The organism is Celeribacter indicus (genome assembly GCF_000819565.1).
Classification (GTDB): domain Bacteria; phylum Pseudomonadota; class Alphaproteobacteria; order Rhodobacterales; family Rhodobacteraceae; genus Celeribacter; species Celeribacter indicus.
This window is the reverse complement of record NZ_CP004397.1, coordinates 1-19,262: the sequence shown is the minus strand read 5'-3', so window position 1 is coordinate 19,262 and position 19,262 is coordinate 1. Positions and strand designations below refer to the sequence as shown.

The window sequence follows — 19,262 nt, the reverse complement described above, 5'->3', positions numbered from 1 at the left end:
GAGTCGACATTCGTGGTTTTAGTTACCGTAGTCAAGATTCGTGTTATCAGTTACCAAAAGCAGGATTTCAGTTACCGAGATTCGTGTTATCAGTTACCCGCATTTGGAGAATTCCATTATTTTTCAAAACTCTACGCCAATTCTGAAGATGCGTAACACAGATTCTAACACATATATAACACCCAGCTTCTCAGGCAGGACTTACTATCGTCAGCACATCACGGCTCACCGCTGATAGAACACACACGCATCGACGCCTGTGGTTGTCCTAGTCCAGGAGGCACCAAGCACAGCACATGTGGACGCGTTGCTGGCTAAGAAACGAGGAAGCGTCACCGTCAGGACAAGAGCAAGAACGACGGCACTAAGGCCGAACCATGGAAGACGGCCCTTGAAGCGATCCAGCTTCTGTTCCCGTTCCCAAAGCTGGCGCGTGGTGTCCGACTTGGCATCCTCTGCTTTCCTGAGAACTTCCTGAGTGTGGTTGGACGCCCGCAGCAGATCACCGGCCATCTGGCCAACGCGGGTCAGGGTGTCGCCGATCCTGCTGTCGATGGTCGCGCCGACAATCTCGCCATAGTGTTCCGGGTCCGTCTGTTTTTGGGCCGCGAAGGCAGCAGAGCGGGCTTCCGTCGCCGTCTTGTTCACGCGGTCGAGTACGCGCGTCTGATCATCCACCCGATCCGAAATGCTAGCGACCGCCGTGGCGAGGAGATCAAGCGTCTCGCGCAGATCATCATCTGAAAGCGGAGCGGGGGAGGCGGAGGTATCAGACATGGCGGATTTCTTTCGGGTTATCGGGCGTCGGGCGTGAACAGCCCGGCAAATTCAGGATCAGCGTAGTAGCGCAGCTTTTGCGCGACGGCGGTGGCCTGCCCCTGGACGCGCAGGAGCTGAAGTTCAGGCTGGAACTGCATGATTTCGTCCGGGGTCAGGAGATCACGGCCCGTGACTTGTATGCCGGTCGTGGGCATGTCACCCGGTTTGCGGCTTTCGGTCTGATAGCCAATGGTTTCCTGTCCCATTGTCTGGCTCAGCCATTTCGCCGTGTCGTAATCGTTCACCCCGAATACCTGTTGCACCCCGGCATTGGCCACGAAGGTCGCGGCACGTTGTCCGTAGAGATCGCGAAGCTGGCTCATGTCCTGCAGGATCGGCCAAAGCTGAAGGCCATAGCCTGCCATCAGCCCCATGGCGCGCTCCACAGCCTCCAGACGGCCCAGGGCGGCGAATTCATCGAGAAGGAAGAGGGCAGGGGCCTTGAGACGCTCAGAGCGGCCCTCTGATGCGCCCTGAGGCCGTTCCGCGTCCCGTGCAATGTCCTGGAGAGCCTGGGAGACCAGCAGGCGCAGCCAGCGGCTGTAGGCGTCGAGACGGTTGGGCGGCAGAACGAGGAAGACAGAGGTGATCCGGTGACGGAGATCGGAGAAGGTGAAATCCGAACGGGCCATGCATTTCGCGATCCGGGGACTGTCCAGAAAATGGGTGTGGCGCTGCGCGTTCGACAGGACCGAAGCGGCTTCCCGTTCTGCCTTGCCGACGAAGCGGTTTGCGGCGCGGGCAATCAGCCCGTCCGCTGACTCGCTCTCCTGCATCAGCTCCAGCAGAGCCTTCAGCCGATCCGGGGGCAAGGTGAGATATTCCCGGACGGACCCGAGGTTGCGCCGCTCCGGCTCTTCATGGGCCGCACAGAACATGATCAGTCCGCCGATCAGCGCCTTGGCCTCCTCGTTCCAATGGGCATCTCCGGTCTGGTGCGCCGGATCGACCACCAGCGCATCCGCCAGAGAGGCGGCATCTTCGCTCAGATCGGGGCTGTCTGCCGATAGACGGTCGAGCGGGTTGTAGGCGGAAGAGGACCGTCCTGAGACCTCGAAGGGATCGAGGACATGGACGGTGCCGAACCGTTCCCGTGCCGCTCCGGCGATCCGGGCATTCTCGCCCTTGGGGTCGATGACAAGCACGGAGCGGTCCGCCGCCAGCAGGTTCGGGATCACCGTACCAACGCCTTTGCCCGCCCGCGTGGGAGCGAGGGTCAGAAGATGGGCTGGGCCGTCATAGGACAGGAGCTTGCCGGTGCGCGGGTTGCGCCCGATCAGAAGACCCTTCGCCTGCTCCAGAGCCTTCAGCTCCCGCTTGCCCGCGAAACGCGCTGAGCCGTGGCTAGCCCCGACGAGGTTCCCGAAGAAGGTTTCGGCCCCGGACATCTGGAACCACATCGCCACACCGACCACGGCACCGATGACCATGCAGGGGATCAGCACCAGCCAGTTGGCGAGGCTTTCCCCAGGAGCCTGGTCGAAGAAGGCGAAGACGAGCGGGGTCGCGACCACCGCACCAACGGCTGCGCCGATCAGCAGGAAGACGAGAGTCCCCCCGACCAGGATCGGGGTAACGATCAGAACCTGGATGAACCGGAAGAGCCGCCAGAAGGCCAGGCTGAGGGCGCGCATCATGTCGCGTCACTCTGGCCAGTGTCAGGAGACGGGGAGTGGGAGGGGGTGTCCCACTCAGCAAAGGCCTTGCGGTCCTGTTCACGGGAGAGGTTGCGGATCAGCCGGTCGAGCATCGCGGCGGCACTCGTATCCCGTTCCGCCAGGTCCATGAGCGCCCCGCCCAGGATCACCTTGCGGCGTGTATCCAGCTTGCGCTGTCTGGTGGCTTCCCTGTTCTTCAGAGCCTGCAGGCGGGCCTTGGCCTGGGCATAGCGTTTCTCGGCGCGTTCAAGCTCAGTCTCGGCCAATTCGGGAGTCCACTTCAAAGAGGGCAGGTGTAAAGGTTAGGCTTGCCACAACCAGCGATAGCGCTTACCCGTAGTCCTGTAAAGGACAAGGGCGCACTTATGCAAACTCTCCACCTGCGGTTCCGAGATTTGCGTGCGATCTCCTTGAGGCAAAGCCTCAGCCGATGGCGAACTCCGTCCGACGCGAGACGCGCCGGAATGGGAGGTGCCTTCGCCCTCCCAAACTCTCCAGAACCAACCTCAGCGGTTGGATCGCGTCCCTCAAGGTCGCACCAGCGTCTCGCCCGATGCCCCACTGTGGGGGCCGGTCTGCCGCTGGCGTCTCCCTTGCGGGAGGTATCGCTTTGTGGTGCTGACACCCCTTCGCGATACCTGGTTTGCCCCCGGCAAACCGTCAGTGATCTGTCCCCATATCCCGTCCCCCATGAGGCTGGGGATCTGGGGGCAGATCACTGGCAAGCCCGCGCCTCAGAGAGCCAAAGGCTCGCTTCGGGCGGGCTGTCTTTTCCACTCGTACCGCGCCGGGGCAAGGCGCGATCCATCGGGGAAAAGACAGCTGACCCGGTGGCCCATGTTGGGGCATGGGTCAGCAGTGGCGCGCGCGATGATCGTTCGCTTCATCGGAGAGAGTAGGGCGCATGGCCAGCTACCACCTCTCCGTGAAAACGATCAAACGCAGCGCCGGGCGCTCTGCCACGGCAGCCGCGGCCTACCGTGTCGGGGAGCGCATTGAGTGCCAGCGTGAAGGTCGCGTCCACGATTACACCCGCAAGCAGGGGATCGAGGAGACCTTCATCCTGGCACCGAAGGACGCGCCGGACTGGGCCACGGACCGGTCTCGCCTCTGGAACGAGGTCGAGGCCAGCGAGACCCGCCGCAACTCCGTCACCGCCCGCGAGTGGGAGCTGGCCCTGCCGTCCGAGATCAGCGCCGAGGCCCGGTCCCAGATCACCCGCGACTTCGCCCAGGAGCTGGTCAGCCGCTACGGCGTGGCCGTCGATGTGGCGATCCATGCCCCGCACCGCGAGGGCGATCAGCGGAACCACCATGCCCATGTCCTGACCTCCACCCGCAAGCTGGAACCGGGTGGCTTCACGGCCAAGACGCGGGTGCTCGATTCCGCGAAAACCGGTGGTGTCGAGATCGAGCAGATGCGCGGCCTCTGGGCCGAGTTGCAGAACCGCGCTCTGGAGCGGGCAGGGGAGGTGGAGCGCGTCGATCACCGGTCGCTCGAAGCGCAACGCGAAGATGCTTTGAAGCGCGGCGACGAACTGTCGGCCGAGGAGCTGGACCGCGACCCCGAGCTGAAGCTGGGGCCAGCCGCCAATTCCATGGAACGCCGGGCCAAGGCGATGGCCGAGCGCCAGGGACGGGAATACAAACCCGTCACCGAGCGCGGGGCCGTGGTCCATGCCGCCCGCCAGGCCCGCGCCGCGTTCCGTGAAATGCGCGCGCGGCTGGAACTGGCACGCGAGACCTATGGCATCGAGCGCGAGGCCGGGCAGGGCCGTGTCTCTGCCGGTCTGGCAGCACTCAGGGCTGCAACTGCAAAAGATCGCGACCGCGACCGAAACCCGGAGGATTTCCGGGAGCGGCTGGCGCGCGTCGTGGCCCGGTCGCGGGACCAGGGCGACACGCCGAAACCGGAAGACCGCAATTATGCGCGGGAGCGGCTGAAGGAGATCATGGAGAAGGACGCCGGGCATGATGGCCAGGCGGCGGTTCACAAGCTGGACGGTCACAGCGAATATGATCTGGGCGAGGAGACAGGACGCGCGGTGCGCAAGCCGTCCGTCAACGAGCGCCTGAAAGACGTGCTGAACAAGCCGCGCGAAAGGCTGGAAATCGAGGACGAACGCGAACAGGAGCGCGGCGACGACGAGAACGAAAACACGCGGGACAGGGATCGTGGCGAAGGTCACAGCCTGTGACGCAACCCGGTGAAACGACAGAGGAGACAGACCGGATGTATGAAGTATTCAACGTGGGCAAGACGATCTTGCTGGACGGAAAGCCGTTATCGCTTGTGACGCCCGCAGGTGTCGAAGGCTGGATCGAGAAGGGCATCCCGCACAGCTACCGATACGACCGGGTGCGCGATCCGCTCGATGGCCGGATGAAGTACCGCTGTCTCTATGAGACGGACGGCGCGGATGTGCCGTTTGTCCTGGTCAACGATCCGGACAGTGGGGATGGGAGGGTGATCCTGTTCGATCAAAAACCGGATGCACCGGTCGAGTGAAGCAAGCCAGAGATCGCTGCTTTCGCGTCTGGCTATCGAGGTTCGAACAGGACATCCGCTTCAACCTCCAGGGCATGAGCAATCTTCTCAATCGTGTCGATGGTCACAGAAAATCGCGCGTTCTCGATCTTGCCGACATAGGCACGGCTGAGGCCAGCCTGTCTCGCCAGGTCTTCCTGACTCAGGCCAATGCTCTTGCGGCGATCAATGATGTTCTTTGCTACGCGTTCCCGGAGGTTCATCTGGTGGTTTTACCCTGCCGACAGCCATCGGCTCCACGCGATATATGCGACATTCGTTGAAAGTCGGTCCTGTGATCCCGGCAGTATGCCGGTCTCGCTTTGAGCGATAGACAGTGCAGGGGATCGACGGGCTGAAGCCCGCTCACCCCAACCCTGACAGTTTCCAATCCTGTTGATCCGCCTGCCATCCCGGCAGGTCCGAGAAAACCGGCAAGCGCCGCCGATGGCGTCGGTTCCGGTCGAGAATTCCGGTTCCTCCCACGCGCAGGCGCGCGGTTCCCTCCCAAATTCACGCCCTCCACCCGGTTGTCACGGCCCCGCCGGGCCGCAGGACGGGCTTTGCCCTTACCTGCTCTGCCCTTCGGAATGCATGGGCATTCCAAAGATCAGAACAGGAAGGCCCGCCCATCGGCGGAAAGGGGAAGAAACCCGGCCCGCGTCACTCGAAGGAGGGTCACAAATGACCGCAGAAAAGTTTGACGTTTATTCCCATGTCACCAATCAGATCATTGCGCAGATCGAGGCGGGAACGCCGCCCTGGCGCAAGCCGTGGACCGGCGGTGGCGTATCGGTCAGCTTGCCGGAACGGTTCAACGGCGAGGCTTATCGGGGTATCAACATCCTGATGCTTTGGGCCACGGCGATGGCCAAGGATTACAGCTCAGCTCGCTGGATGACGTTCAATCAGGCCAAGCAGTTTGGGGGCCATGTTCGCAAGGGCGAGAAATCCGCCACGGTCGTGAAATACGGCACCGTTGAGCGTGAGGACGAGAACGGCGAGGAACGCCAGATCCCCTATGCCAAGGCCTACCGCGTGTTCAATGCCGATCAGATCGAGGGCTTGCCCGCTGAATTCTATATCCTGCCCGATCCGCCCCGCGATCTTGGCACCGTAGCCGACCCCACGTTGGAGGCCTTCTTTGCCGCGTCCGGCGCGCAGATCGACGTGACCGAGGAGCCGCGCGCCTATTACAACATCAAGACCGACCGGATTCATATGCCGCCGATTGGCACGTTTCACAGGGCCGCAGGATATTACGGCACCTTGGCGCATGAGCTGACCCACTGGACAGGCGCGACAAAGCGGCTTGACCGCTTGGGCCGGTTCAATGACCGCAAGGCCTATGCGTTCGAGGAGCTGGTCGCCGAAATCGGAAACTGCATGCTTTGCGCGCAGATCGGGGTGGAGCCTGAATTTGACCAGAGCGCGGCCTATGTCGAAGGATGGCTTGAGGCGATGAAGGAAGACAGCCGTGCGATTTTCCGCGCCGCGTCCGAGGCGCAGAAGGCCGTGGATTACATCATGGCCCGCACGGCACAGGCCGACAGGATGGCCGCCGAGTAACAGCCCGCACCGCCGAAATGATCGAGGCCCCCGTCAGCAGGCGGGGGCCTTTTGCGCTGTGGCGTGGTCTTGGGCGTGGGTGGTTTCTGGGTGACCTGTCGGCGGGCAGCCAGATGGCCACCCGCCGACAGGCCCGGCGCTTCGCGCAGACGGGCATGGAATGCCCGGAAGAGATGCACTTCGCTTTTTGGCTGGGAGTCGAGCTGCTACCCATATTTCGAATAGCGATGAGCAAAAAATATTACGAGTAAACAAGCGATACGTGCGAAGAGGCGTCAAACAAGTGGAGAGCAAGAGCATGTCAATTTACGCACTATGGAACAACAAGGGGGGAGTCGGGAAAAGCTATCTCTCGTTTCAGGTCGCAAGCGAGTACGCACGTACACACCCCCAACAGAAAGTTTTGGTCGTGGACCTGTGCCCGCAAGCGAACTCCTCCAGTATGTTGCTGGGGGGGATGGAGCGCGGTGAGGACGCTATTGAAGCGTTGTCTGCGAACCGCCCGGCCCAAACTATTTCAGGATACGTGGCTGAGCGCATAGTCAGCCCCTACATGACACCGCACAGCGGCGCGAATTTCCTGACGCAGGTAAGCCAACACAACCATTTTGTGAGTGATAACCTGTACCTGGTGTGTGGCGACGAAGAACTAGAGATGCAATCTTCGCAGGTTCGTCTGGCCTGCACTGCAGGTCCTGCGGACGCATGGCGTATTGTTCATACTTGGATCAGTGACTTAATTGAGGACGTTCGTCGCTCTTGGGGACAAGAGCGGATTACTGTGTTTATCGACTGCAATCCCAGTTTCACAATTTACACGGAAATGGCGATGAGCGCGGCAGACCGGTTAATTATCCCGTTTTCTGCAGATGGATCATCCAAGCGTGCTGTGAAATCGGTGCTGTCCCTCGTTTATGGTATTCAGCGCCGCCCTGGACAGGTGCAATCGGAATTCTACAGAAATTCCATGCAGTACCGGATGTCCCTGCCTTTGATCTACAGCTACGTGGGCAACCGCCTCACCCAAATGAACAACAGTTCTGCAAGCGCCTTTAGGAATGTTGTTAATGAGATCTTCGACGAAGTCTTTTCGGTCTGGCAAAATCAACCGCAACTGTTCTGCCCACACCCAAGCGGCACTCCTGCCCCGACCAGCAAGCGAGGTTTCAAGCAGATGTTCGAAGAGCAGATCAACGATGCGAACACTGCATCGGTCGTGTCTGGCGCGATGGGTATCCCGATCAACCGGCTGACTGCAGGTCAGAAGAGCTTTGCAGGCCGATCGGTCATGGTCAACCAGTCGCAGTTGGATAAGCAGCAACCAAACATCGCCGGGTTTGTCCAAGAAATCGAATAGCTTTTGCGCCGAGGGCTTGGATATCATGCGTCATAGACAAGCCCTCGGGTAATCCTTAAGGCCATAAACGGTCGTTTTTGGCCACATGCCGCATCCTGCCCGAGATCAATGACTTGGCCGTGCCAAAAACGCCTAGCAAAACCCTTGATGTTTTGGCAGGTTTTTGGCAGTTCAGGCTGGTCAAATCTGGCCCACATCCAACGTGGACAGGTTAGCGCATGGAACCTGCTAGTTTGATAGGAGTGTCCTGACCCGCGCTTTGATATTCTCGAAAGTCGTGTTCAGGTGGTTTTTAGCCACATTCGTGAGGCGACCCGTGTGGCCTACAGCGTTTCGGACAGGCTTGAATCCGATTGCGTCGCCCCAAAGGGACTGCGTGTTTGTCGACTTGCTGCCCTCTGCTGTGAATGCCAGTGCGTCCATATCCAAGTAGCTCAGATCGAGAGAAGTTTGCCGGATCGGGAAGCTGATATTTGCTGCCTGCTTGGTTTTCTCCTCTCGCTCTTTGAATTTGACGATCTCTTTCTGGATACCGTCGATCGGGCTGAGGTTTTTATGACCAATGTACTTGCGGACCAAATTTTCCGACAAAAAACAGTCCACATATGCAGAAGTGTTGAACTCGGCATCCGCCTGCATCTCGGTCAGCCATTCCTCGACAATATCCTTTGTCGGCGCGTCGTCATTAGGTTGAAAGTCTTTCTTCGCCTCTGACACCAGTGCCTGCGCCTTCCTGTCACGCTTGGATTTCCGCGTGTTGTCGTCGTCGCCTTCGTCTTTGACTTCGAGGCGAAACTTGTCCCACTCATCAATGATCTTTGTGAGCAAATCCCGCTTGAGATAATCCATCAGACTGCGGAATTTCTCATCGTCTTCCACGATACCTTCCCGGCTGCTGGTAAAGGGATCGGTGCCTTCGCGATCGAGGGTGTCAAAGTGGATTTGCCCGTAGATATAGCTTTCCACAATCCGTTGGGACGGGATGTGCCGTATGATGTTCTTCTCGCGGAGTCTGCCATTCACAAACAGGTCGATTGTGGCGCGCTCGTCGGTTCCGGTGATTTTGAGGTTGGCCGGTTTCTTTACCGATGCGACAAACCCCTTGATATCCAACGGTGTCGTCACTTCCGACGCGGGCAGTTCGAGGGTGTTCAATCCATCAATGTAGGCGTCGGTGTAGCCGTTGACGCTCCATAGAAACTGGGTCGCGTCGGACAACGGCTTCAGGTCGTCAACAGTGACGGGATCGCCGCTGACATGGATCGTAAACTCTTCGTCCAGCAACGAGAATTTGAAGCTCAGGGCAAGAAGCTTCTTTATCCCGGTTTATTCATCCAAATCGATGGGGGCAGGTTGCGTGCGCCTGAAAGCGCCGTAGAATCAAGTTGCTACACCAAAATCCGCCAGCAGCTTCGGACGCACGCATGGGTGAAACGCTACGGCCGGTCACGGCCGGATTCAACCGCTCTCTTTCGATCGAAACTCGCGCCGAGCGCCTGACGGGCGATCCTGGCGCAGTACTGCTGCGAGAAGCTCTCGACGCGACCGGGATTATCGGCTGGATGGCGGCGCGGATGAAGGACAGCCGCCGCCAAGCCGATGTCGTGCATGACCTGCCGTCGCTCTTGCGGACCATGGTGCTCCTGGTTGCTCAGGGTTGGCAGGACCACGACGATGCGGATGCCCTGCGGCATGATCCAGCGATGCGTGTGGCGGCCGCCTCGTCGGCCGGGCTGACGCCGCTGACTGGGCACCCTGGGCTGGCCTCTCAGCCCACGCTTTCGCGTTGCACAGCGATGCTGGCGGAGCCAGGCAACCTGAAGGTTCTGCGGGAGGCTGCCCTCGAACTCGCCGGTCGGAACCTGCGCGCCGAGAATGGCGGGCAGCGGCGCACTCGCATGACGCTGGACGTCGACAGTCTGCCCATCGAGGTGCATGGCCATCAACCGAAGGCCGAGTGGAACGGGCACTACCGGACCCGGGTCTATCACCCGCTGGTCACCTCCATCGCCGAGACCGGCGACATGCTCGACGCGCGTTTACGCCCCGGCAATGTCGGCACTGCCGACGGTGCGCTGGACGTCATTCTCGACGTCGTCGATCGGGCCGAGGCCAGCCTGTGCAAGATCACGACCGTGCGCATCGATGCAGGCTTCCCCTCTGGCGCGCTCCTGTCGGGCCTGGAGGGGCGCGGCATCCACCACGTCGCCCGCCTGCGGGCGAACGCAGCCCTCGACAGGCTCGCGGCGCCGCACATGAAGCGACCGCCGGGACGACGGCCGACGGAACCGCGGCTTTGGACGCATGAGCTGGAATACCAGGCGCAGGGCTGGGACGAGCCCCGCCGTGTGGTGCTGGTGGTCAAGGAGCGCGAGGGCGATCTGCTGCTCGACCGCTTCTTCCTCGTCACCTCGATCTCGCGCTTCCAGATGAAGGGGCAGGCCCTGCTGGACCATTATCGCCAGCGCGGCAAAGCAGAAGGCCACATGGGCGAGCTGATGGACGTGCTGTCTCCAGCGCTGTCCTCCACCAATCGCGCCAAGACCCATCTGCGCGGCAAGAAGCCGAAATCGGTCACGCCCCCCATCGATGCCTTCGCCTGCAACGAAGTCCGGTTGCTCGTCGCCATGCTCGCCTACCAGATCATGCACGTGGCGCGCCGGGCCATGGCGCGCGCCACGAAAGCCCCTTGGAGCCTGCGCCGCCTGCGGGAACGCGTGCTGCGCGCCGGCGCTCGTCTCATCATCTCAGCCCGGCGCATGACCTTGATACTTGCCGCAACGGCCGCGCCCTACTGGGCCGCCATCTGGCCGCAGATCCAGATGCTACGCGGGGCCGACCCATAATCGCGAGCAAGTTGCAGATGCCGCCGACAGAATGAACGCCCAGGGGCGGCCAGAAGTCGTGGCCGATCCAAAGGGCGAAATCATCCAAAGGATGTCGTCTCGTCCACTCTCTCAACCAAACCGGGATGCGTAGCTCTCATCGGCAACATGCTGGTGCCCAGAAGCCGGCAAGAACGGCTTCAACCCGCCTCCAGCGCGCCGCCGAGCCGGCTCGGCGAATAATGCGGGTTTATGTAAGCGTCGGAGTTCTTGAGCTGGTCGTTCGTGCCTTCGAAGTAGATTATCGTGCCCTTTTGGTGGCCTTCACGCAGTTCGCTGATGAGCGAGAAGTCCAGTTGTTCCAGCGGATACTCTTCGGTGCTTCTGTCACCCAGAATTGCGCCGTCTAGGCCCGCATTGTCGATAACACCGCCCACGTAGTCTGTGCCGCCTGTTTTGGAGAACACGGAAACGCGCTTTGCGCATGAAAGCAGTGCCAGTTTGCCTATACCTTTGGCACCGATATAGGGCCGTCCGGTGGAGGACTTGCTGCCACCCGCCTTGCGCTTGGAATACCCGATCTTCAGGAATTTGCCCTGAAAGTCTCCGCTGTCCATGCCGTCGCCATCGTCCTTTATCGAAAATGACGAATTTTCCCGGTCAATCTCGATCCAGACGTTCTTGGCGTTGGCGTCCCAAGAGTTTGAAATTGCCTCGCCAAGAACCGTGACGAAGTTCCTGTAAAGGTTTCGCCCGAGATGGTTCAGAACACTCAGTGAAATCTCGAAGCGGTAGGGATCAGGTGATTTCTCTGCTGCCAAACTCGTTCTCCTCAATCACTGAACCGATACATCTGCCGATCGCCTGCGCTAGCCCGACCGGAACGGCGTTGCCGATCCACCTGCCGACTTCAGACATGTTCGGAATTTCGCCATCGGGCAAAAATGAATAATGGGGCGGAAAGGACTGCAAGAGCGCCGCTTCCCTCAAGGTAATGGCCCTGTCCTGTTCAGGATGACCAAATCTACCGTTGCCATACCCATAGCATTGGGTTGTCATCGTTGGAGACGGCGCATCCCAGACCATCCGCGCATACACTCCCGAGTATGTTTTCCCGGACGATCGCTGATGACATTTTGCCCTCAGTTCGTAGGGCCAGTCCCGCCATGTTCCGCCCGGTTTTGATGCGCGGATGCGGCGTAGATTGGTCTCGGACAGGGACGCTGAGATGTGCAGAGGATCGTTCTCTGCTCTTGTTCCCGCCGAGACAGGCGGCAGGTTTGCAATCGCATCCTTCACCGTCAGGGGTGTTTGATGTGTTGGCGAGAGCTGGGGCGGATTCGCGGCCTTAGAGGCAACCACAACGAGGCGTCGTCGTTTCTGCGGCACGCCGAACAGCTCACATTTCGCGACCTGCCAACTCACATGGTATCCGGCATTCTGAAGGGTCTGGCTGAAGTTCGAGAACACGGCCCCGGCCTTGTATTTCAGAAGTGCGGGGACATTTTCCATTGTGATGAAGTCTGGCGAAACCTTCACGGCAAGTCGCGCGAAGCTGTCAACCAAATCCCATCTCGGGTCTTCGTCATAGCGTTGCTTATAGGTTGAGAAGGGTTGGCATGGAGCGCAACCTGCCAGCACGGACGGACGCTCGCCCGAGAAGTGAGCCAGGATTTCTTCCGGCTGCAACAGCGCAACATCCCTCGTATGGAAAGTCGCCTCATTGTTGGTTTCGAATGCGTGTTTGCAGCGTCTGTCGGTATCGTAGCCTGCCCTGATATCGAAACCGGCCCGCATGAGGCCGTGACTCAGAGAACCGACGCCACAGAACAGATCAACAACTTCACCCAACGGCTCTGGCTCTGGCCTATCTTCCAATCTTTTTCGGCTCCACGCGCCACCTGTCGGGGCTTTGGTTGGTCTCTAGGTTCTGGACAAAACTATACGTTTCTGGCCATGTCGCAAGATGATTATCGGATATGCCCGCGTCAGCACGGAGGACCAGAGCCTCGATGCCCAGACGGACGCCCTGACGGCGGCCGGAGCAAACAAGCTGTTTGCCGACCGGATCAGTGGATCGAAGCGTGAGAGACCCGAGCTGGACAGAATGTTAGAGCAACTCCGCGACGGGGATATCGTAACCGTTACCAAGTACGACCGCCTCGCCCGGTCGCTGAAGGACCTTCTAGAGATTGTTGAGACGATACGCGGACGCGGCGCCGGCTTCCGGTCCCTTGCTGAGGACATCGACACGACGACGCCGGCAGGTCGTCTTGTGTTCCACGTCTTCGCATCCATTGCACAGTTCGAGCGCGAACGGATCTCCGAACGGACCAAGGAAGGTTTGGCGTCCGCGCGCAAACGTGGCCGCATTGGGGGCAGGCCCCCTGCCCTTTCACCTGCTCAGAAGGAAGAGGTGCGCCGCATGAGGGACGATGAACACCGTGCTGTCCCAGAGATTGCGCGGCTTTTCAAGGTCAGCGAGCGGACTGTGCGGCGGGCTTAAATTTTATTGAAGGTGGAAGAAAATTACCGATGAAACAGATGCGGGACTATGCTGACGAACGGCACAAGGGGTGGTGTATCCACTGCAACGCTGTCTTGGGAAACGTCGAGAGCAATCTCGACCATGTGCCCTCTAAAACCATACTTGACCGCCCCTTTCCGAATGATCTTCCGACAGTCCGCATATGCAAGTCCTGCAACACTTCGTTCTCGAATGACGAGGAGTATTTTACAGCATTCCTGGGATCGGTTCTCGCAGGCAGCGCAGACCCGGACCAACAGGTTGTTGCGCGATCCGAGAAGATACTTAGGAGCAACTATCGCCTTCAGGATGAAATCGATTCCCAACTTCAGATCGTGAAGGACGCAGAAGGAAACGATCAGATCACCTTTGTCCCAGACATGGCGAAGATTCAGAATGTCGTTGTAAAGAATGCTCGAGGCCATGTCCTGTTCGAGCATGGGCAGCCAGCGGAAGGTGAACCTGCGCGCGTAGCGATCCAGCCGATCCCTACCCTGTCCCCGGATATACTGGCCAACTTTGAAACTATCGACTACGGGGCCGGATGGCCTGAGGTAGGCAGCCGCTTGATGCAGCGGCTTGTTACCGGCGACGATATGAGACCGGATGGCTGGGTTGTGGTTCAGCCGAATGTCTACCGCTTCGCGGTTATGGACCAAGGCCAATTCGTCGTCCGCACAGTGATCCGCGAGTATCTTGCTACCGAGGTGGCGTGGGATCGCATTTGAGGAAGAATGCCGTGACAGATTTACCCAACATAACCTCAATTGCGCAGGATATTGGTAAGCTTACAAGAGCCCGCCTGTTCAAGCCAAGCGTTCTCGCTTACTAGTTTGATAAAGCCCACTGAGATCGTTGTGCTTAACCCGAAACTGGCTTCGCCGCTTAGTCACTGGAGCAGGCGTGTCTGCTTTCTCCATCTTGATCCCAGGATCATAATACACCGCGCCTGAGGCCAGCGCCTGCAACAGAAGCAGGACATCCGTTCCTTCACAAAGCTCGACTCGTGAACCGTAGCTGTATTCCGGCGGCGGCGCGCGCATCAGGGATGGCACATAGACAGCCTTGGCATGTTTCCGGTTCCAGTGACCAATTACGCCTTTGAAGCCCCACGAGGCAGCAACCACGTCTTCCCGGTCGATCAGCGCGATCTGCCCCTCCACATCTGTGATCTTGCCCTTATCAGGGTCGAACCCCTCCAGGACCAGTTTCAGACCCGTATCATTGTGGAAATCCCGGCCACTGGCATAGACGCCGCCGAAGTTTATCCGGCCTTCCTTGCCCGACTTGTCGGGATAGCCATAACGGCGCAGAAAAGCCTCAACTCCTTCATCCCGATACACCCCGCCGGTCGGTTCCGGCGTCATCAGCGTGACCGGGCTTTTCGCGAGATACTTCACGAAATCCCGCACGCCGTACTGTTTGACCTCCCAGCCCAGATAGTCCGGTTCAGCATACCCGTTGGGCGAGATACCAAGTTCCGCCTCCAGGGTGTATCCGCCGCCATTCCGCGCGTTATAGGGGGCAGCCAAGCCGTTCTTGCCCATCTTCTGTGAAGGCACCCAGCCTTTGGCGTGGATGCGGCGTAGGGCATCAAGCAGCATCTGGCGGGAGCTTGCGCCCTTCTGCCGAAGCGATTGCAGATCAAGGAAGACCCCTGAGGCTTCCAGCGTGTCCACTTTATCAGCCAAAGTCGCCGCTTCCGGTGTCTCTCTGCCGACAACATGGCCGATAACCCGCCCATCCTGGCAAACGCCGAAGAACAGCACCCGCCCTTCATCGCGTGACCGCATGAGCGGTGCTGGCGCGCGCGCCGCGCCGCGCAGAAAGCCGGACATGCGCACTTCAGGGTATTTGGGGTAGAGGATCAACTGAGCATCCGGCGCGGGTGCTATGCCCTGTTCGTCCATCCACCAGAAATCCACCGGCGCTTTTGCACGATCCCGCACAGACCCTGCGACCTGACTACCGTCCTCTTCGATCTCGCCATGCGGGATGATGTTCAGCGCACCGAATCCGCCGCCGAGATAAACTTGGTTCTTGGAGTTGTCATTCGGAGCCAGTTGCTTGGCGTAGAAACGCGTGGCTCCATGAGCTGCCATCTGATCAAGAATGCGAACAACAGGGTCAGTCAATCCATTGGCCTTCAACACAAAACTGCTTTGTGTCAGAGGACAGCCAGAGGGAAAGGGAGTCAATAACTTCAGGCAAAGGCCGCTTGCCGCGCCCTTTGAGGGCACATTCCCAAACGATGCCCACTCTCCAGCCCACGTCGAGAAGGTGGCCAACAGCCTCGGCATCACGGCGGGCGTTGCCATTGATTTTCTCGCGCCAGAAGCCCTGCCGGGTTTGCGGCCAGCGGAACAATGGGCAGTCATGCCGGTGCCAGAAACAGCCATGCACGAAGATCACGGCGTGATGCTTTGGCAGTACGATGTCAGGTCTGCCGGGAAGGCCCCTGCCCTGTAGCCTGTAGCGAAACCCTTTGGCGTGCAGCGCGCGCCGGATCATCAACTCCGGCTTTGTATCCTTCCCCCGGATCGCCGCCATGTTACGGCGGCGCGCGTCAGCAGAATGAACGTCAGCCAACCTTTTGCAGCCGGGGCTGATCCATCAGTTTCAGGACGTGAGGTTGCATCAGCCGGGCGACTTCCGCAAAGACCGGCACGGCTACGGAGTTGCCAAACTGCTTGTACGCCTGAGTATCCGAAACCGGAATCCTGAAACTGTCATCAAATCCCATCAGCCTTGCACATTCACGAGGTGTCAGGCGGCGTGGGTTCCTGCCTTCACCGCGGCTGACAAGGATTTCCGAGCCGTCCTTATAGTAGCGTGCCGACAGCGTCCTTGCGATGCTGTCGCCATCAACGAGGCCAAACCCAAACCCGTTGCCTTTGGCCCGGTGCTTGGCAGCGTAGTCCTGCAGGTACGCCCAGAGCTTGTCTGTGAGCGTGTACTTGTCGCTGACCTTTGCATCAGGACCAACCGTGTAATGCCCTTCTGGGGCCTCAGCCCCGTTCTCCGGGTGCAGAATATCCCGCATCCCCCTGCCCTGCCGTCCGGGCAGATTCAGTTCTTCAAAGCTGAAGTCCGTGGCTTCCCGGAAGCCGACCATAACGATCCGTTCCCGGTGCTGTGGCACGAAGTTGGCCGCGTCGATGATCTGGGTATGCAGCGTGTACCCCAGCTCCTCGGTCAGAGCGCGCCGGATCACCTCAAATGTCCGGCCCTTATCATGGCTTTTCAGATTCTTGACGTTCTCCAGCATGAAGGCCGCCGGGCGGTGGTGCATCAGGATGCGCAGCACGTCGAAAAACAATGTACCCTGGGTTTCATCGAGGAAGCCGTGCGCACGTCCAAGCGCGTTCTTCTTGGATACACCAGCGATTGAGAACGGCTGGCACGGGAAACCGGCCACAAGAACATCGTGATCCGGGATATCCTCTGGGTCTACCTCGCGGATATCTCCCGCGATTGGGCGATTGTCGGGGAAGTTGGCGTGATAGGTCTGCTGGGCGAAACGGTCCCATTCCGATGTGAAGACACAACGGCCCCCTGCCCCTTCCATGGCTCTTCGCAAGCCACCGATCCCCGCAAAGAGATCGATGAAAGAGAATGATGCGTTGTTGTCATGGCGTTGCCTTGAACGCACTTCCATCCGAAGCAGCTTCATTACAGCTTCGCGCGGCACTTCCTCACCCCGCTTCCAGCGGTAGAGGTGGCCTTCGGAATATCCCAGAGCTTTGGCGGCTTCAGGCATCGACCATCCGCTCTGCGTCAGCAGCATCTCAAATTCTGTCATGTCAGGTCAGTTCCGCTCTGTCTTTATCTGGGAATTTTTCTGACACTCTGGCGCTAAGATTCCCTAAAGGCAAGAACATTTAGGGAAAATGTGAGCGGCGAGTACGGCTAGCCACGATAGGCAGACCACATCCGCTCTATGAGTTGCCCCTGTGTGATCCCAAGCGCTTCAGCCTCAGAAGCTATTGCTTCACCAACTTCCGGCAGCACTTTGGGATGTAACTGATACGTGCGTGGACTTGGTTTGCGGCCCGGCTTCTTCCTTGGGGTTCGATCCAGAAAGCCTCTCGCTTCGCCAACTTCATCTACGCGTCGGACTTCTTCAACGGTCGTATCTTTCGGGCGCGCCTTGAGTCCTGCAAGTCTATTTGAGCCGCTCATAAACAGCCTCCGTGAATGCCTGAGCGTTCGCCAACGCCTTATCTACCTTGCCGCCTGTGACCATCTCAGGGTCATTCATCATCGCTGTCAGATCTCCCCCATAGGCAAACAGCTCCGAGAACGCTGAGCGCGCAACCAAAGATGGTTCGATCACGTCGATCCCTGCCCTGTTGAGCTGTGCTTCCAACTCCTTATGGACGCGGCTTTTGACCGCTGCGCTGGTCTTGGTCAGCACCACAGCGTGCCGGATTGACCGCCCAAGCGCTTCTTCCTCCTCACGGACCAACGCCAGCGCCTCGGAGCCGATCTCTGCGTCGAGCGCTGTCGGCTGCATCGGGACGATCACCAGGTCCGCCTGTGAGATGGCGCGGCTTACGAGTTGGGACGCAACACCTTCCAAGTCCACAATGACGATCTTGCCGTCACCGTCTGCGCTCCGGATGGTCGGAACGATCTCTGAACGACCAACATCGCTCTTCAGGGTCACACCAGAAGGTGCGCCATGAGATGCCCACCGGGTAAGAGACTTGTTCGGGTCACAGTCAAGCACCGTGACATCCGCGCCCATGCGGGCGAACTCAGACGCCAGAAGAACGGCGCATGTCGATTTTCCAACCCCACCTTTGGGGCTTGCCATAACGATGACGGGCATTGCTCGATCCTGCCACTTTGTTGTTACCAGATTTATATCCCATACCGGAATTAAATCCAACACCGGAAATTATTCTGTTACCGGATTTATTTCCATTACCGGTTTTTTAATCTCAGGGCCTGCCTCGCTTCTCAAACCACTTCCGGCAGAACCCAATGAAAGCTCGATCTGCATTGCGGGGCGGCTCAACACACCAGTCGCGCCACTCACGCTCCAAGAACCGAACGTCCCAACCGGGCGCTGCATGGCGCGCTTCTTCGTAGGTGTCAGACTGCAGCGGTGGAATTCTGCCTTCGACAAGCTGGGCAGGGGACATCGTGCCGCGATTGGTGAACACCACCATGTCGGCTTCATCTTCAAAGGTAACGTGGTAATCCGGCAAATGGTCATGCTCTGCGAGTTGCCGGATCATCTGCCGAAAGCGCTTCTGTGGGCTTTGCGACCCGGTCTTAAGCAGCAACTTTGCCAGCGTGATGCGCCAGGTTTTCTGCTGCCCGCAATGCTTCCGGGCGATCTCGTACACCCGTCTTTCAATCGGCTTGCGCAGGCGGAAGTAGTCCCGGTGGAGGGTCAGTACCTCTTCGTTCCGGATTGCGTTGAAAACCCAGTCTGACAGCTTCACTTCACACCATAAGAGACGCCCGTCCAAACCGTGCTTTCGGCGGATTGAGGACGCGTCGATCAGTCCAAAGCCATCGACTTGCTCTTCATCGCCAGTGACAATGTTTGTCCTGATCCGCGTCCCTTCGAGGCGATCAAGGGCATCGCGCAGAGACTGGTATTCCCGGCCACTTGTACCCCGGTTGGTGAAGATCAGCAGCTCTCTGGAGTTAATCCGGACACGGGGCGAAACGGCTTCTCCCGCCTTCAGCTTTGCCATGATCTGACTGATACAGTAGATCAGAATGTCCTTGTCGTAGATCGTCGCCAGCCCCTTCACGCTTGGCGTGATCTGAAGCCACTTATCGCCATTCTCATAGCGCTTGATCGTCGTCTCAGGCTTCTTTGAGAGGGAATAAAACGGATGCTCCATGTGTTGCATCACGTCCTTCAGGACAGCGTCAGCCACATCACAAATGAACAGATCATGCTGCGGATGGCGATCCGGCAGGAGCGGGGCGAGAGTATTCGTGTTATCAGTTACCAT

Annotated in this window: 19 protein-coding genes; 7 read left to right on the top strand and 12 right to left on the bottom strand. The window is 59.1% G+C overall.

The genetic code is table 11. From position 1 onward, the window contains the following. Positions 1–225: 225 nt before the first annotated feature. The 3 genes from P73_RS24155 to P73_RS24145 are packed head-to-tail and all read right to left on the bottom strand — an operon-like array spanning position 226 to position 2,743. Positions 226–777 (bottom strand): hypothetical protein, encoded by a 552-nt coding sequence (locus P73_RS24155; protein WP_043872393.1) that lies wholly within the window; start codon positions 775–777, stop codon positions 226–228. Between the two features lie 17 nt (positions 778–794). Further along, on the bottom strand, positions 795–2,453 hold the full coding sequence (locus tag P73_RS24150) for a type IV secretory system conjugative DNA transfer family protein (protein ID WP_043872395.1): 1,659 nt from the start codon (positions 2,451–2,453) through the stop codon (positions 795–797). After that, on the bottom strand, positions 2,453–2,743 hold the full coding sequence (locus P73_RS24145; RefSeq protein ID WP_043872392.1) for a hypothetical protein: 291 nt from the start codon (positions 2,741–2,743) through the stop codon (positions 2,453–2,455). The genes P73_RS24150 and P73_RS24145 overlap by 1 nt, the downstream gene beginning before the upstream one ends. Positions 2,744–3,381: 638 nt before the next feature. Between P73_RS24145 and mobQ the strand changes: the two genes are divergently transcribed. Then, positions 3,382–4,674, top strand: a complete 1,293-nt coding sequence (mobQ, locus tag P73_RS24140; protein WP_043872391.1) for a MobQ family relaxase — start codon at positions 3,382–3,384, stop codon at positions 4,672–4,674. Positions 4,675–4,709: 35 nt separating this feature from the next. Then, complete coding sequence (locus P73_RS24135) at positions 4,710–4,985, top strand: hypothetical protein (protein ID WP_043872390.1); 276 nt, start codon at positions 4,710–4,712, stop codon at positions 4,983–4,985. 32 nt (positions 4,986–5,017) lie between these two features. Here P73_RS24135 and P73_RS24130 read toward each other — a convergent pair whose 3' ends face one another. Beyond that, positions 5,018–5,227 (bottom strand): helix-turn-helix domain-containing protein, encoded by a 210-nt coding sequence (locus tag P73_RS24130; RefSeq protein ID WP_043872389.1) that lies wholly within the window; start codon positions 5,225–5,227, stop codon positions 5,018–5,020. Positions 5,228–5,687: 460 nt separating this feature from the next. On the opposite strand from P73_RS24130, the gene P73_RS24125 reads away from it, so the two are divergent. Both P73_RS24125 and P73_RS24115 read left to right on the top strand, forming a co-directional pair. Further along, a complete protein-coding gene (locus P73_RS24125; protein WP_043872388.1) occupies positions 5,688–6,572 on the top strand; it encodes an ArdC family protein in 885 nt (294 codons plus the stop codon). A gap of 298 nt (positions 6,573–6,870) precedes the next feature. Continuing rightward, the gene (locus tag P73_RS24115) at positions 6,871–7,929 is read left to right on the top strand and encodes a ParA family protein (RefSeq protein ID WP_043872386.1); all 1,059 of its coding nucleotides are present in this window, start codon (positions 6,871–6,873) and stop codon (positions 7,927–7,929) included. Positions 7,930–8,157: 228 nt separating this feature from the next. On the opposite strand, the gene P73_RS24110 is transcribed toward P73_RS24115, so the two are convergent. Next, positions 8,158–9,213, bottom strand: coding sequence for a hypothetical protein (locus tag P73_RS24110; protein WP_052453663.1), 1,056 nt, complete (start codon positions 9,211–9,213; stop codon positions 8,158–8,160). Positions 9,214–9,353: 140 nt separating this feature from the next. Here P73_RS24110 and P73_RS24105 point away from each other — a divergent pair, with 140 nt between their 5' ends. Beyond that, entirely contained in the window at positions 9,354–10,775 is a 1,422-nt protein-coding gene (locus P73_RS24105; RefSeq protein WP_074743528.1) for an IS1380 family transposase, read from the top strand. 179 nt (positions 10,776–10,954) lie between these two features. On the opposite strand, the gene P73_RS24100 is transcribed toward P73_RS24105, so the two are convergent. Both P73_RS24100 and P73_RS24095 read right to left on the bottom strand, forming a co-directional pair. Next, positions 10,955–11,575 (bottom strand): ATP-binding protein, encoded by a 621-nt coding sequence (locus P73_RS24100; protein WP_074743467.1) that lies wholly within the window; start codon positions 11,573–11,575, stop codon positions 10,955–10,957. Further along, complete coding sequence (locus P73_RS24095) at positions 11,553–12,605, bottom strand: DNA cytosine methyltransferase (protein ID WP_043872384.1); 1,053 nt, start codon at positions 12,603–12,605, stop codon at positions 11,553–11,555. Before P73_RS24095 ends, P73_RS24100 begins: the two co-directional genes overlap by 23 nt. 115 nt (positions 12,606–12,720) lie before the next feature. Between P73_RS24095 and P73_RS24090 the strand changes: the two genes are divergently transcribed. Together P73_RS24090 and P73_RS24085 are read left to right on the top strand one after the other, a co-directional pair. Next, positions 12,721–13,260, top strand: coding sequence for a recombinase family protein (locus P73_RS24090; protein WP_043872383.1), 540 nt, complete (start codon positions 12,721–12,723; stop codon positions 13,258–13,260). Positions 13,261–13,289: 29 nt separating this feature from the next. Beyond that, the gene (locus P73_RS24085) at positions 13,290–14,009 is read left to right on the top strand and encodes a hypothetical protein (protein WP_043872382.1); all 720 of its coding nucleotides are present in this window, start codon (positions 13,290–13,292) and stop codon (positions 14,007–14,009) included. Positions 14,010–14,087: 78 nt separating this feature from the next. Here P73_RS24085 and P73_RS24080 read toward each other — a convergent pair whose 3' ends face one another. From P73_RS24080 to P73_RS24060, 5 genes are all read right to left on the bottom strand, one after another. Then, on the bottom strand, positions 14,088–15,431 hold the full coding sequence (locus P73_RS24080; protein ID WP_217639053.1) for an MvaI/BcnI family restriction endonuclease: 1,344 nt from the start codon (positions 15,429–15,431) through the stop codon (positions 14,088–14,090). Then, positions 15,409–15,870 carry a very short patch repair endonuclease gene (locus tag P73_RS24075; protein WP_043872380.1) on the bottom strand — a complete coding sequence of 154 codons (462 nt, stop codon included), beginning with the start codon at positions 15,868–15,870 and terminating at the stop codon, positions 15,409–15,411. The genes P73_RS24080 and P73_RS24075 overlap by 23 nt, the downstream gene beginning before the upstream one ends. Continuing rightward, a complete protein-coding gene (gene dcm / locus P73_RS24070) occupies positions 15,863–17,083 on the bottom strand; it encodes a DNA (cytosine-5-)-methyltransferase (RefSeq protein WP_043872379.1) in 1,221 nt (406 codons plus the stop codon). The genes P73_RS24075 and dcm overlap by 8 nt, the downstream gene beginning before the upstream one ends. Positions 17,084–17,446: 363 nt before the next feature. After that, positions 17,447–18,115 (bottom strand): ParA family protein, encoded by a 669-nt coding sequence (locus tag P73_RS24065; protein WP_043872378.1) that lies wholly within the window; start codon positions 18,113–18,115, stop codon positions 17,447–17,449. A gap of 112 nt (positions 18,116–18,227) precedes the next feature. Continuing rightward, positions 18,228–19,262, bottom strand: a complete 1,035-nt coding sequence (locus tag P73_RS24060; protein ID WP_043872377.1) for a replication initiator protein A — start codon at positions 19,260–19,262, stop codon at positions 18,228–18,230.

Bases quoted from the DNA above. Each gene is read 5' to 3' on its own strand.
- P73_RS24155 (WP_043872393.1), bottom strand. From the start codon at position 777: ATGTCTGATACCTCCGCCTCCCCCGCTCCGCTTTCAGATGATGATCTG.
- P73_RS24150 (WP_043872395.1), bottom strand. From the start codon at position 2,453: ATGCGCGCCCTCAGCCTGGCCTTCTGGCGGCTCTTCCGGTTCATCCAG.
- mobQ (WP_043872391.1), top strand. From the start codon at position 3,382: ATGGCCAGCTACCACCTCTCCGTGAAAACGATCAAACGCAGCGCCGGG.
- P73_RS24135 (WP_043872390.1), top strand. From the start codon at position 4,710: ATGTATGAAGTATTCAACGTGGGCAAGACGATCTTGCTGGACGGAAAG.
- P73_RS24130 (WP_043872389.1), bottom strand. From the start codon at position 5,227: ATGAACCTCCGGGAACGCGTAGCAAAGAACATCATTGATCGCCGCAAG.
- P73_RS24125 (WP_043872388.1), top strand. From the start codon at position 5,688: ATGACCGCAGAAAAGTTTGACGTTTATTCCCATGTCACCAATCAGATC.
- P73_RS24115 (WP_043872386.1), top strand. From the start codon at position 6,871: ATGTCAATTTACGCACTATGGAACAACAAGGGGGGAGTCGGGAAAAGC.
- P73_RS24105 (WP_074743528.1), top strand. From the start codon at position 9,354: ATGGGTGAAACGCTACGGCCGGTCACGGCCGGATTCAACCGCTCTCTT.
- P73_RS24090 (WP_043872383.1), top strand. From the start codon at position 12,721: ATGATTATCGGATATGCCCGCGTCAGCACGGAGGACCAGAGCCTCGAT.
- P73_RS24085 (WP_043872382.1), top strand. From the start codon at position 13,290: ATGAAACAGATGCGGGACTATGCTGACGAACGGCACAAGGGGTGGTGT.
- dcm (WP_043872379.1), bottom strand. From the start codon at position 17,083: ATGACAGAATTTGAGATGCTGCTGACGCAGAGCGGATGGTCGATGCCT.
- P73_RS24065 (WP_043872378.1), bottom strand. From the start codon at position 18,115: ATGCCCGTCATCGTTATGGCAAGCCCCAAAGGTGGGGTTGGAAAATCG.
- P73_RS24060 (WP_043872377.1), bottom strand. From the start codon at position 19,262: ATGGTAACTGATAACACGAATACTCTCGCCCCGCTCCTGCCGGATCGC.